The sequence below is a fragment of the Muriicola sp. SD30 genome (genome assembly GCF_041205185.1).
Taxonomy (GTDB): Bacteria; Bacteroidota; Bacteroidia; order Flavobacteriales; family Flavobacteriaceae; genus Muriicola.
In genome coordinates this window covers 230,026-243,893 of the sequence record NZ_JBGEWB010000002.1, presented here as the reverse complement: position 1 = coordinate 243,893, position 13,868 = coordinate 230,026, and the positions used below count along the sequence as shown (strand labels likewise).

8 protein-coding genes are annotated in these 13,868 nt (G+C 41.5%); 4 read left to right on the top strand and 4 right to left on the bottom strand.

What is annotated here, in order from left to right; translation table 11 throughout:
• Nucleotide 1 precedes the first annotated feature (1 nt).
• A complete protein-coding gene (locus tag AB8P51_RS06155; protein WP_369747916.1) occupies nt 2–2,257 on the bottom strand; it encodes a gliding motility-associated C-terminal domain-containing protein in 2,256 nt (751 codons plus the stop codon).
• Nucleotides 2,258–2,488: 231 nt separating this feature from the next.
• Between AB8P51_RS06155 and AB8P51_RS06150 the strand changes: the two genes are divergently transcribed.
• On the top strand, nt 2,489–4,174 hold the full coding sequence (locus tag AB8P51_RS06150) for a glutamine--tRNA ligase/YqeY domain fusion protein (RefSeq protein ID WP_369747915.1): 1,686 nt from the start codon (nt 2,489–2,491) through the stop codon (nt 4,172–4,174).
• A 228-nt stretch (nt 4,175–4,402) separates the two neighbouring features.
• Here AB8P51_RS06150 and AB8P51_RS06145 read toward each other — a convergent pair whose 3' ends face one another.
• The 3 genes from AB8P51_RS06145 to AB8P51_RS06135 form a co-directional block, all read right to left on the bottom strand.
• Nucleotides 4,403–5,332 (bottom strand): SPFH domain-containing protein, encoded by a 930-nt coding sequence (locus tag AB8P51_RS06145; protein WP_369747914.1) that lies wholly within the window; start codon nt 5,330–5,332, stop codon nt 4,403–4,405.
• Nucleotides 5,333–5,454: 122 nt separating this feature from the next.
• The gene (gene gltX, locus AB8P51_RS06140; RefSeq protein ID WP_369747913.1) at nt 5,455–6,966 is read right to left on the bottom strand and encodes a glutamate--tRNA ligase; all 1,512 of its coding nucleotides are present in this window, start codon (nt 6,964–6,966) and stop codon (nt 5,455–5,457) included.
• 68 nt (nt 6,967–7,034) lie between these two features.
• Nucleotides 7,035–8,111, bottom strand: coding sequence for an alkane 1-monooxygenase (locus tag AB8P51_RS06135; RefSeq protein WP_369747912.1), 1,077 nt, complete (start codon nt 8,109–8,111; stop codon nt 7,035–7,037).
• A 73-nt stretch (nt 8,112–8,184) separates the two neighbouring features.
• Between AB8P51_RS06135 and AB8P51_RS06130 the strand changes: the two genes are divergently transcribed.
• The 3 genes from AB8P51_RS06130 to mnmG are packed head-to-tail and all read left to right on the top strand — an operon-like array spanning nt 8,185 to nt 13,828.
• Nucleotides 8,185–11,541 (top strand): DUF4175 family protein, encoded by a 3,357-nt coding sequence (locus AB8P51_RS06130; RefSeq protein WP_369747911.1) that lies wholly within the window; start codon nt 8,185–8,187, stop codon nt 11,539–11,541.
• Nucleotides 11,534–11,953 carry an rRNA maturation RNase YbeY gene (gene ybeY, locus AB8P51_RS06125; RefSeq protein ID WP_369747910.1) on the top strand — a complete coding sequence of 140 codons (420 nt, stop codon included), beginning with the start codon at nt 11,534–11,536 and terminating at the stop codon, nt 11,951–11,953. Before AB8P51_RS06130 ends, ybeY begins: the two co-directional genes overlap by 8 nt.
• Before the next feature lie 6 nt (nt 11,954–11,959).
• Nucleotides 11,960–13,828 (top strand): tRNA uridine-5-carboxymethylaminomethyl(34) synthesis enzyme MnmG, encoded by a 1,869-nt coding sequence (mnmG, locus tag AB8P51_RS06120; protein WP_369747909.1) that lies wholly within the window; start codon nt 11,960–11,962, stop codon nt 13,826–13,828.
• Nucleotides 13,829–13,868: the final 40 nt, after the last annotated feature.

The window sequence follows — 13,868 nt, the reverse complement described above, 5'->3', positions numbered from 1 at the left end:
GTTAACGTATAACAGTAATAGTTCCTTGTTTAAGGACTTCGCCTCCGTTCCTTATTTTGTAGAAGAACACCATGTTCTGCTTCGCAAAGGTGACCGAAGAGGAAGGCCAGTTATTTTGATAGTTAAATTCATTCAGGACTTCAACGCCTTTTTCATTATATATGATAACATTCACATCTGATTGGTAGGAATAAGAGTTTGGAATGATCCACTGATCATTGACCCCATCACCATTTACGGTAATCACATTGGGCACCCTGAAAGTGTCCAGATAGGTCACACTTACATCTCTTATTACCTGACAATTGCCTACGGAGGCAACCAGCGTATAATCTCCTTCTTCAGAAAAGGTCATGGAGTCGCTGTTGCTCATTTCTACATTGTTGCTGTCTAACCAGCGATAACTTGTCCCCCCGCTAGCGGTTACAGTTCTGGAACCTCCTTCGGGAAAGACGATGTCAGCCCCGGGATCGAGGACAATTAGATCCTCATCAAAAGGAGTAATAACGATTTCATTAGACGGCAGAGGACAGCCGTTCCTCATCAATACCAATTGGTATGTTCCCGCTTCGGTAACTGAAAGTTCAGGCGTGGCAACGCCCATGTCAACTCCGTTTTGATTCCAGGTAAAAGTTTCACCATTCAGGTCAGTAGTAGTGCTTATGATAATTGGCTCTGCTGGTCCGCAGTTTACCGTACCTGTACTGGTTATTGTAAGGGTTTCATTGACTAATAATTGAACACTTAATGAATTAGAGGTACTCGAATAAGTACCAATATCTCCATCCAGTGCATATGCACCGTTTTCGGCAGGGTTGGTCAGACTGATAGAGCTAGCTGTTTCTCCGGCCACATCAATTCCGTCTCTTTTCCATTGATAGGTAAAATCATTGATCACAGAGCTGGTAACATCAGTACTGTTACCCCCTGAATCTATGGCATTTATTGTAGTAACCTCAAGGACAATACTTGTATTTTCACAAGCCACATAAGAGGTAGCATAGTCAACAACTATTTCAAATGATGCTGGGGTAACTACTTCAGTAACTTCCGAATCAACCGAAGTTGAGGTACAGGCACCACCGCTCAGGGTAACCCTGGCAAAATAGCTTCCCGTTTCCGTATCGTTGACGAGGAGGCTCGATGATGTAGCTCCCGCAACCGGACTCCCATTCCTATACCATTGGTAAGTTGGGGAGGAAGCATCAGTAGTGACACTTAATGTTGTGTTTTGTCCAGGCAGCAATACTACATTGGCTGGATTATTTCTTGTGACAGTAAAATTACCTGCATTGGTAATGGTAACTACTGCAGAGCGCTCAATACACGCTCCGGGCCCGAAGATCTCTACCTGATAATCTCCCTCAAAACCGGGGGTAGATGCATCTACTGTATATATATAATTGTCTGAAGACGGAATCACTGCCCCATCTTTATACCAGGTGTATGTAAGACTGGAATTGTTGATATTGGCCTCCAGGGGCAGGGTTTCGCCAGAACACAGATCGGTTTTGGCCGGAGGATTTATTGCAATACCCAGGCTTGTGCCTGTGGTTACATCTATTATATTGGATAGGGTATTACCTGAGCCCGAACAAGCTCCGTAATCAATTTCTACGTTATACATGCCTGATGAAGTAACGGTGATCGATTCCGATTTTTCAGAAAGCAATGTTCCCGAACGATACCAGTTGTAAGAGTATGTATCGGCATTCGGCAGGCCATAAACCTCAAGGGTAATTGAGTTACCATCACATACTTCTGCTGTCCCATCCCCAAAGTCGGCCTGACCTTGCGGTCTAATGGTCAACCCCGTATTAACGCTGATGTAGTACATAGGATAAGGATCTGAAGCCGGACTTGTAACGGCCGGACTCGTACTTCGCACTCTAAGCCGGTAATTTTCACCACGGGTATCTGTTGGGATGGCGAATTGCATATAGAAGTCAAAAACAAGATTTTTACTTCCATCCCTCGCCAGTTCAACCGGACTACTGAAGTCCCCATCAGGGTCTGAGAGTTCTAGAATAAATTCATTATCCGTGTTAACCATAGGTGGGTTCCAGGTAAATCTTACCCAGTAATCGTTAAAAGATGAGGAAGCACATGCCTTATTCCAGGGTGTAGATCCTGGCGGCGGGGTCTGGTTTGGCGCAGCAACCGGGGCGTTGAGTACCTGGGAATGCATATTGCTCAGGACTAGTAGGAAGACCGGCAACAGCAAAACCCGAATGTTGTAGAATAATTTTGTTTTCATAAGTGGGCGTAGTTTTGGGGGACTACTCTGGCTAACTTCTCTTCATTTCCACCAGTTTTTCTAAATCCCATAGTATTCATTAACAAATATGTCATATAAATACTGGGGGGAGAATTTAATGTTGTGGGCCTGATTAAATATGTTGTGAAATGGCTCTATTTGTATGGATAGGCTTTTTTATAGGCCTGATACCCCCATTTTTCTTAACTTTGCGGCTTCTAAACACAGGGAATGAGCGAAGAAAATAAAGCGCTGAATTTTATTGAACATATCGTGGAGGAAGACCTGGCAGCCGGATTTCCGAAAAGCCAATTGCGTTTTCGGTTTCCCCCGGAACCTAACGGCTATCTCCACATAGGACATGCAAGTTCTATTTGCCTGAATTTTGGGCTGGGGTTGCGTTATTCAGCCCCGGTAAACCTTAGGTTTGACGATACCAACCCGGTAAAGGAAGAAAAAGAATTTGTAGACGCTATCAAAAAGGATGTCAGTTGGCTGGGCTTTAATTGGGACCAGGAGTGTTATGCATCCGACTACTTTCAGCAGCTTTACGACTGGGCAGTTCAGCTCATCAAAGAAGGAAAAGCCTATGTAGACAGCCAGTCGTCTGAAGATATGGCCTTTCAAAAGGGAACTCCTACAGAGCCCGGAACTAACAGCCCATACCGGGATCGAAGTACGGAAGAAAACCTTGAATTGTTCGCCGGGATGAAGGAAGGCAAATACCCCGAGGGAAGTCACGTACTAAGGGCTAAGATCGATATGGCTGCATCAAACATGCTGATGCGTGATCCCATCATGTATCGCATCCTGCACAAGGCACATCATCGCACAAATACCGATTGGTGTATTTATCCGATGTACGATTGGACGCATGGGGAGAGCGATTATATTGAGCAGGTTTCACATTCTTTGTGCACCCTGGAATTTGCTCCTCACAGGGAATTATACGATTGGTTTCTGGACCAGGTAGCAGATAAAAAGAAGATCAGGCCAAAACAGAGGGAGTTTGCTCGGAGGAATTTAAGTCATACCGTTGTCAGTAAAAGAAAACTACTTCAACTGGTTGACCAAAAAATAGTCAAGGGATGGGATGACCCAAGGATGCCTACCATATCAGGCCTTAGACGAAGGGGATATACCTCGGAGGCGATACGCAATTTTGCGGATACGATCGGGATTGCCAAAAGAGAAAATCTTGTAGATGTTTCTTTACTTGAATTTCATGTGCGGGAAGATCTCAATAAAAAAGCACCCAGGGTAATGGCTGTATTGGATCCTGTAAAGGTGGTGATTACCAACTATCCAAAGGAAAATACCGAATGGTTGCAAACAGAAAATAACCCTGAGGATGAGTCGGCCGGACACAGAGAAATTCCTTTTAGCCGGGAACTCTACATTGAAAAAGGCGATTTCAAGGAAGAGGCCAACAGAAAGTTCTTCCGCCTGAAATTAGGAGGGGAAGTACGGTTAAAGAGTGGCTATATCATCAAAGCCGAAAGTTGTAGTAAAGACGCAGATGGAAATATTGTGGAGATCCAATGCACTTATGATCCAAAAAGCAAAAGCGGAAGCGGTACCGAAGAAAGCCTTCGAAAAGTAAAGGGAACTTTGCACTGGGTATCTGTTCCTCATGCAATAGAGGCAGAAGTACGCCTGTACGATAGGCTTTTTACCGATGAATCACCTGACACCCATAAGGATAAGGAATTTATGGATTTTATTAATCCCGATTCTCTGAAGGTCATTTCAGCCTATGTTGAACCAAGCCTTTCTTCTGCAAAAATAGAGGATCACTTTCAGTTCCAGAGAATAGGTTACTTTAATGTTGATAGGGATTCGAAACCGGGAAACTTAGTTTTTAACAGAACGGTTCCTCTCAGGGATAGCTGGGCTAAAATCGCCCAAAAACAATAAATAGATAAATACTATTTAAAAAAATAAAACAATAGGTATATTATATTAAAATCGCCTCCACAGGAACTTATATAGCGGGATTTTAAAAGTTAGCTGGAGGAGAATGTGGTATCACTACTGAAAGTGCGTAGAAAGCCCTTAAACGCAGAATGCTGCTTCTAAGGACTAAAAAATAAAAAAACCTGAAACTAGTTGGCTTCAGGTTTATTTATTTAAGAAATTAAGAGGCTACTCCTTATTTTTTTTTGGAGAATCTTTTTTCATTGCCTCCCCTATCATATTACTCGCTGTAAATGAGGCAACCATGTTGTTTAGCATATCACTTCCGGCTTGGGGTGAATTGGGAAGAAGGATAAGATTAGTATTAGTTTCCTCTCCAATGGCCTGTAAGGTATCGTAGTGTTGTGTAACCACGATAAGGGCAGAAGCTTCCTGCGAATTGATCCCTACCTTATTGAGGACCTCAACAGATTCCTCAAGACCACGGGCAATTTCTCTCCTCTGGTCGGCAATACCCTGTCCCTGCAATCTTTTACTTTCCGCTTCGGCCTTAGCCTTCTCAACGATAAGAATACGTGCGGCATCTCCTTCAAATTGAGCCGCGATTTTTTCTCTTTCAGATGCGTTAATTCGGTTCATAGCTGCTTTTACCTGAGAATCCGGATCTATATCGGTCACCAGGGTTTTGATAATATCATACCCATAATCCAGCATAGCATCCTGCAGCTCTGCCTTTACAGCGATGGCGATATCGTCTTTTTTCACAAAGACATCATCGAGTTTCATTTTGGGTACTTCGGCACGTACTACATCAAATACATAAGACGTAATTTGTTCGTGGGGATATTCCAATTTATAAAAGGCTTCGTATACCTTGCTCTTTATAACAACGTATTGTACGGAGATCTTTAGTTTAACAAATACATCATCCAGGGTTTTGGTTTCAACGATGACGTCGAGCTGAGTGATTTTCAAACTAACCCGACCTGCAATTCGGTCTACCAAAGGAATCTTCATTTGCAGACCTGAATTTCTAACACTGTGAAACCTTCCAAAACGTTCCACAATTAAAGCCGTTTGTTGTTTTACGACAAAAAACGACAAGAGAAGAATAACGAATCCGATAAACAGAATCGGAATAAGAATAAAATTGCCCATAAAATAATATTGATTTAGAAAGTGAATTGAAAATAGTGTAACTAATATGTCGCTAATTGAACATAATTGTTACAATATACACCTTATTCAAAGGAAATAAAAAGGAGTTGATAGTATTGTTTTTACGGCAATTGCTCTACGGCAAACTCAATTCTTGCAAGGCTTTCCTCTCGGCCAATCAGGGCAAGAATATCAAAAAGATGTGGACCTTTTAGTCCGCCCACAATAACCAATCGCAACGGGGCCATCACCATACCAAAACTCTTCCCCGAATCTGCTATCCATTGCTTTACCTCTTCCTCAATAGAAGCCGAATCATAATTTTTAATGTTATTCAAGATGCCCGACACTTCTTTGAGAATTCCGGGCGTATGTTCTTTCCATTGCTTTTTCACAGCTTTTTCCTCATAGCCTTGTGGTCGGGAAAAGAAATAGGAACTCAGTTCCCAAAAGTCATTGACAAAATCAGCTCTTTCCTTTACAAGTGAGACTACAGAAGTAACGTATTGATGGTCGACATGCTCAGGCAGGGACCCCATTTGTTCTTGCAGCAGAGGTATAAATAAAGCGGCGAGCACATCATCGGGTTTTTGTTGAAGATACTGATGATTGTACCATCTGGTTTTTTCAGGATCGAAGCGGGCACCCGAATTGTGGACACGCTCCAGGCTAAAGGCCTCAATTAATTCTGTTAAAGAGAACATTTCCCGATCATCTCCAGGATTCCATCCAAGCATGGCAAGAAAATTCACAACGGCTTCAGGAAAATATCCCGCCTCCCTGTAACCTATTGAAGATTCCCAAGAAAGGGGAAATACAGGAAATCCCATTTTATCCCCATCCCTTTTACTCAATTTCCCTTTGCCCGTGGGCTTCATAATTAGAGGAAGGTGTGCAAAGACAGGCGGTGTCCATTCAAAGGCGTCGTATAGCTGGCAATGCAGGGCCAGAGACGGCAGCCATTCTTCTCCCCTGATAACATGTGTGATATCCATAAGATGGTCATCAACCACATTGGCCAGATGATACGTAGGCATTCCATCACTTTTAAACAATACTTTATCATCTAATAAAGAAGCATCAATCTCAATATTACCACGTATCTGATCCTTTAAATGCATAGTTTCTTCATGCGGAGTCTTAAAACGAATTACATACTCCTCCCCTGCCTCTATTTTAGCCTTGGTTTCTTCAGGGCTTAGGGCTAATGAGTTCGAAAGTTTTTTGCGATTATGCCAGTTGTATATAAATGTTTTCCCTTTTTCCTCGTGATCCTTTCTGTGGAAGTCGAGTGTCTCTGCAGTATCAAAGGCATAATACGCTTTCCCCTTTTCAACGAGTTGTTCAGCATATTTTTTGTAGATGTCCTTTCGCTCACTCTGGCGATAAGGACCATATTGGTCCTCTTTCCCCGGCCCCTCATCAAAAGGGATTCCACACCAGTTAAGTGCTTCTATGATGTACTCTTCCGCCCCTTCCACATACCGGTTCTGATCTGTATCCTCTATTCTGAGGACAAATTTGCCCCCTTGCTTTTTTGCAAAAAGATAATTGAATAATGCCGTACGAACCCCTCCGATATGTAATGGACCGGTTGGACTTGGAGCAAAGCGTACGCGAATTTTATCGTTCATGGAAGCTGATTTCAGTTGGCAAAGATAGGAGGTAGCGGCCGAATGCCAAAAATAAGTAATGGCCTCGCTCAGGCAATTGACCGGAGCTCTTTACCGGATGGAATATCGGTTTTCATGGGTTCGGGAATCCTCGGGTTCATAATCGAAAACCAGAGTGGCGGAATCAGGGCAAGCACCATTGAAGTGGGATAACCAAATGGCATTTGTGGGGAATCTTCATGGCAGTCGAGCAGCTGATATTTTTTTGATGAAATATAGTGATGGTCGCTATGCCTGGTAAGTTCATATAATATTATTCTTCCCATGACGTGATTGCTATTCCAGGAATGGACCTCCCTCACGCGCTCATATCTTCCCGACGGCAATTTTTTTCGAAGTAGACCATAATGTTCAATATAGTTGACCGTTTCTAAAAGCAAGAATCCAACAATAGCGGCCCCCAGGGCAAACCAAAGCACGGCATGCCCAAAGAAAAAATAAACAACAGAAAGATAAACTAGCTGAAAGATCAGATACCAGAGCATATCATTTTTAAAAGAAAAGAAGCTAAGGCTCTGGGAGCGAAGCAACCTTTGCTGAATTTTCCAGGCTTTTACATATTGCCTGTAAACAGAGCTAATCCAGAAGGAGTATACCGTCTGATTATACCTGGCCGTAGCGGGATCCTCCCTGGTAGCAGCATGAACATGATGCCCGAAATTATGTTCGATATAAAAGTGAATGTAAAGCGAAGGAAGTAACAAGAGTTTACCGAGATAACGCTCATATGATCCCTGTCTATGGCCCAGCTCGTGGCCTACATTTATGCCGTTTGTTCCCAGGACAATACCGATGGAGAACATAAGGCCGATTACCTCAAATGTTGCATACTGCTGGTTCGACAATGCCTGAAGGAAATAGAAAAGCAAGCCATAAACTATAGGAACATTAATGTATAACAACCAATCAAATAATACATTTAGTGATCTTTTTTCCTGCGTTTCTTTATTGTAATTTTCAGGATCCTGTGGCAGTAGAATTTCCAAAACAGGAATGAGGACAAAAGCGTAAAATGGTGTAAAATAACTCCAGGACCCACCAAAGGTAATTCCTACTATAGCGGAAAGTGGAATAGTAAGAGCTGCTAAATACTTTAAATCCTTCACCTTTAGCTTTTTAACAATTTTTTACGCCTCTATACCGGCATATCGGGTATCTTGGTATTAAATATAACAGAATTTGAAGAGTTACGATAACATCCTGAATAAACTCTCGGGCTTTATTTCCAAGTATTATAAAACGCAGATACTAAAGGGAGGCTTTTTATTTATGGCCATGGCATTGTTGTTCTGGATGGCTTCATTGGCCCTGGAATACTTTCTGTGGTTGGGCAGTGATTTAAGAGCTATACTTCTAATATCTGTATTAATAGGAACGGCCATTCTCTTTGTTAGATATATAGGGATGCCTTTAATGTCTCTTTTCAGACTGCAGAAAGGCCTCGATCTGAAAAGCGCAGCAGGAATAATCGGCAATCACTTTCCCAAGGTAGGCGACAGGCTCCTAAACTTATTGGATTTAGCGGAAGATGAAGAGAAGACAGAGCTATTACTGGCAAGTATAGAACAACGATCAAATGAATTATCTCCAATCCCTTTTCAACAGGCAATTGATTTCAAAAAAGCGTTTAAATACGCCAAATATCTATCCTTTCCTTTGCTATTGCTGGTTTTGGTGTGGGCGTCCGGTAAAATGGAAGATTTCATAGGTTCTTTTGACCGGGTTGTACATTATGATCTGGCGTATGAAAGGCCTGCTCCATTTCAATTTATAGTACTCAACAATCAACTGCAAACAATAGAAAAGCAGGATATTACTCTTCATTTGATGACCGAGGGAGAGGTAAAGCCAGAACTAGCGTATATAAATGTAGATGGAAAGGGACGCCTTATGCAGGAAGTTAACGGGCAGTACACTTATACATTTAAAGCCCCTGAACAGTCTAAAGAATTCTATTTTACGGCAAATGGAGTGCGATCAAAATCGTATACTCTTGAAACTTTGGCTGCGCCTTCTATACTTGAATTCTTTAGTGTCCTTGACTACCCTGATTATATAAGCACAAGGAAGGACACGCTTCTAGGCACGGGAAATGCAGTAGTTCCTGAAGGCACAACAATACAATGGCAGATAAAAGGCCAGAACACAACCGACGTCAATTTCATCACAGCTGATAGCTCCTATAGTTTTTCAAGAAACCAGGATAACTTTGAATTTAACAGGAGACTAGATAACGACCTTAATTATAAGGTGACCACCTCCAATACGAGACTAAAAGAGTACGAAAACCTCACCTATGCAATACGGGTTATTAAAGACGAAAATCCGACAATCAATATTGCGGAGATCAGGGACACCATTAATAATACTGTGAGTTACCAGGGAATAGCTAACGATGATTATGGTCTAACCCGACTTGAATTAGTTTATTTCAAGGAAGGAGAGGGAGAAGAACCTAATTTATTAGAGCTCGATCGGCCGGAAACAAGGGATTATGAGTTCTTTTACGATTTCCCCACAGGCCTTAATCTTGAGCGTGGAATCACATATAACTATTATTTCAGGGTAAGGGACAATGATGCTATCCACTCGGGGAAGACGGCCCAAAGCAGGGTATTTAGTACCAACATCCTCAATGAGGACCAGGAGAACAGAAGACAGTTAAATGAGCGGAAGGAGGTAATAGACAATTTTGACAAGGGCATTGAGGAGATGGATAAACAGGAAGAAATGCTCAGGGAAATTGAAAAGAATCAAAGGGAAAAGAATACCCTAAACTACAATGATAAAAAGGCAATAAAGGATTTTCTAAAGGCGCAACAACAACAGGAAGCACTTATGGAGAAGTTCAGTAAGCAACTTCAGGAAACCATGGGGGATGAGCAGGAGAAAAATGAAATAGATCAACTCCTAAAAGAACGATTAGAAAGACAGGAAATAGAAGCCAGGAAGAATGAGCGTTTATTAGAACAACTAAGGGAATTGGCAGAAAAGATAGACAAGGAAGAACTTGCAAAAAAACTGGAGGAACTCGGCAAACGCCAGAAAAACAGTAAGAGAAACCTAAGTCAGTTACTCGAACTAACTAAGAAGTACTACGTAACTGAAAAGGCAAATGAATTGGCAAAGCGGTTAATGGAGCTGTCAGAAAAGGAAGAAACCTTAAGTAAATTAAATCAGGAAAGGGAATTTAATTTAAGGGAGCAGAAGAAGATTAATGACAATTTTGAAGAAATATCAGAGGATTTAAAGGAATTAAGGAAGGCAAATGAGGAATTAACAAAACCGTTGCCCATTGAGGATAGGAAAAATATGGAAGCCGGCATCAGGAAGGATCTCGAAGAGGCATTGGAAGAAATAGGCCAGGGTCAGGAAAAGGAAATTGCAGATAAGAAAGAAAAGAATTCTGATCAGAATAATGAAAATGCAAAGTCGAAACAACGCCAGGCTGCAGCTAAAATGAAACAGTTGAGTCAGGAATTGCAGCAATCTGCAGTCAGTGGAGGCGGATCTTCCATTGCTGAGGATGCCGAGATGTTAAGGCAGATTCTTGACAATCTCGTCATTTTTTCATTTAAACAGGAGGCCTTGTTAGATCGGTTACAGGGGTCAGATCAAAGAAGAGCTTATTTTTCCAACGTTGTAAAGGAGGAGCAACAGTTAAAAAAGTTGTTTGAACATGTAGACGATAGCCTATTTGCCTTGTCCCTGCGACAGGCAGAGATAGCAGAATTTGTAAATGAACAGATTACTGAGGTATACTATAATATTGATCAATCATTGGAGAGTTTGGCGGAGGGACAGTCTTATCAGGGAGCCTCTTATCAACAGTATGTACTTACAGCCGCTAATAATCTCGCCGATTTCCTTGCGAATGTTTTAAGTAATATGCAACAATCTCTAAGTCAGGGTCAGGGTAGCGGACAACAACAAGACGGATTTCAGTTGCCGGATATCATTAAAGGACAGCAAGGGATTCAGGACAGTATGAATTCAAAGAAAGAAGGTGAAGAAGGGGAAAAGGGTGAGAAAGGAGAGGATGGTGCAGAAGGCAAGGAAGGTAAAGGAAGTGAAGGGGGAGATCAGGGCGAATCTGGGGAAGAAGGATCTGGAGATCAGGATTTGGGAGAATTGTACGAGATATATAAACAACAACAACTCATCAGAGGGAAGTTAGAGCAGCAATTGGAGACTTTAATATTAGAAGAGGATAAGGAATTGGCCAGAAGATTGGCGAAACAAATGGAAGACTTTGAAAGAGACCTTATCGAGAATGGTATTACACAGAGAACCATAGATAAGGCCAACCGTATTCAGCAACAGTTGTTGAAACTTGAGAATGCGGCATTGGAACAGGGCGAAAAGGAAGAAAGAGAGAGTGAAGAAGGAAAAAGGGAATATGATAAGCCCTTAATAAAGAAACGATCAGATTTTATCCAGGAGGAGGGTGTTGATGAGATATTAAGGCGACAAGTATTACCTTTGCAGGAATTTTATAAAGAAAGAGCTAAAATGTATTTTAGAAAGGATGGTTGAATATGTATATAATACTAAGTATTCAATTAAGGACGAAGATAAATATACTGAATGGTTTAAAAAAGTAATTGCTTCTGAATCGAAATATGCAGGTGACTTAGTCTATATACTGACAGATGATAGTGAGATTTTAAAGGTAAACCAGGATTATCTGGGGCATGATTACTTCACGGACATAATCACTTTTGAATACAATAAGGATAATGAAGTTTCAGGAGATATATTTATCTCGCTCGACCAGATAAAAGAGAATGCTGAGAATTATAGCGTAACATTTGAGGAGGAATTAAGAAGAGTGATGGTGCACGGGATATTACATCTTCTTGGTTATGATGATAAGACTGACAAGGATCGGGAGAAGATGCGGGAATTAGAAAATCAAAAAATGAAAATGTTCCACGTGGAACAATAGACGACTATGTTTGAAAAGGAATATGATGTAATCGTGGTAGGTGGGGGCCATGCGGGCGCAGAAGCGGCAGCTGCTGCAGCTAATATGGGGTCTAAAACCTTATTGGTTACTATGAATTTGCAGACTATAGGACAGATGTCCTGCAATCCTGCTATGGGTGGAATTGCCAAGGGACAGATTGTTAGGGAAATTGATGCCCTGGGTGGTTATAGTGGTATAGTCTCTGATAAATCTGCTATTCAATTTAAGATGCTCAATAAGAGTAAGGGCCCTGCGATGTGGAGTCCTCGTACCCAAAATGACAGAATGAGGTTTGCAGAAGAATGGCGACTTATATTGGAAAGAACGCCTAATGTCGATTTCTACCAGGAAATGGTTAGCGGTTTATTGATGAAAGGCCAGCGCGTTGTTGGAGTACGAACTTCCCTAGGATTAGATATAAAGGGGAAATCTGTAGTGCTAACAAATGGTACATTTTTAAATGGTTTAATTCATATTGGGGATAAACAATTTGGAGGTGGAAGGGCAGGCGAGCGTTCTGCTACAGGAATAACCGAGCAATTGACAGAAATAGGATTTGATTCTGGTAGGATGAAGACCGGAACTCCCCCAAGAGTGGATGGCAGGTCTTTAGATTATTCTCAGATGATTCCACAGCCCGGAGATGAATTCCCTGAAAAATTTTCTTATTTAGATACGGCAGTTTTAAAAACTCAGCGGGATTGTCACATGACTCATACATCTAAAGATGTACATGAATTGCTTAAAGAGGGTTTCGACAGATCTCCAATGTTTAATGGCAGAATAAAAAGTATCGGCCCTAGATATTGCCCGTCAATAGAGGATAAAATTCATCGTTTTGCAGACAAGGAGAGCCATCAGATATTTGTAGAACCAGAGGGCTGGGATACAGTGGAAGTGTATGTAAATGGCTTTTCAACATCTCTGCCAGAAGATATTCAATACAAGGCATTGAAATCGGTAAAAGGTTTTGAAAAAGTAAAGTTTTTTCGTCCGGGATATGCAATAGAGTACGATTACTTTCCACCAACGCAATTAAAGCATTCCCTGGAAACAAAGATCATAGAGAATCTCTATTTCGCAGGGCAAATTAATGGAACCACAGGGTATGAAGAGGCTGCATCCCAAGGCTTGATGGCAGGAATAAACGCCCATCTGAAGATCAATGATCTTCCACCTTTTACTTTGAAGAGGGACGAAGCCTATATAGGAGTGCTTATTGATGATCTGATCACAAAAGGAACGGAAGAGCCCTACAGGATGTTTACTTCAAGGGCTGAATATCGTACCCTGCTAAGGCAGGATAATGCTGATTTGAGATTGACACCAAAAGGCTATGCACTCGGCCTGGCGTCAGAAGAAAGACTGAGAAAAATGGAGGAGAAGGAGCGCAAATCAAATGAGTTTATAGATTTTTTCAGGTCGACAAGCTTTAACCCGGATGATATGAATTCAATTCTTCAAGAGGTTGATTCTTCTCCGGTAAAACAAGCAGACAAAATGTACAAGGTATTTTCCAGGCCCAGAGTACGAATGGATCATATGCTTCAGCTAAAAGAAGTGGCCAATTATGTAAAAGACAATGAGCTTAACAGAGAAGTAATGGAACAGGCCGAAATACAGGTAAAATATTCGGGATATATAGAAAAAGAAAAGAATAATGCGGATAAATTGCAGCGCCTGGAAAATATAAAAATACCGGATAGTTTTGATTATACCAGATTAAAGTCTCTTTCCTGGGAAGCCAGAGAAAAACTCCAGGAGATACGACCAGTCACCATCTCTCAAGCATCCAGAATTAGTGGGGTTTCACCTAGCGATATTAGTGTTTTGCTGGTTTTCCTTGGACGCTGATTCAATTTGTTCCACGTGGAACATTCTATAAGAATGACAC

What these genes read in the sequence shown, in the direction of transcription:
- AB8P51_RS06155 (WP_369747916.1), bottom strand. Translation starts at nt 2,257, where the DNA reads ATGAAAACAAAATTATTCTACAACATTCGGGTTTTGCTGTTGCCGGTC.
- AB8P51_RS06150 (WP_369747915.1), top strand. Translation starts at nt 2,489, where the DNA reads ATGAGCGAAGAAAATAAAGCGCTGAATTTTATTGAACATATCGTGGAG.
- AB8P51_RS06145 (WP_369747914.1), bottom strand. Translation starts at nt 5,332, where the DNA reads ATGGGCAATTTTATTCTTATTCCGATTCTGTTTATCGGATTCGTTATT.
- gltX (WP_369747913.1), bottom strand. Translation starts at nt 6,966, where the DNA reads ATGAACGATAAAATTCGCGTACGCTTTGCTCCAAGTCCAACCGGTCCA.
- ybeY (WP_369747910.1), top strand. Translation starts at nt 11,534, where the DNA reads ATGGTTGAATATGTATATAATACTAAGTATTCAATTAAGGACGAAGAT.
- mnmG (WP_369747909.1), top strand. Translation starts at nt 11,960, where the DNA reads ATGTTTGAAAAGGAATATGATGTAATCGTGGTAGGTGGGGGCCATGCG.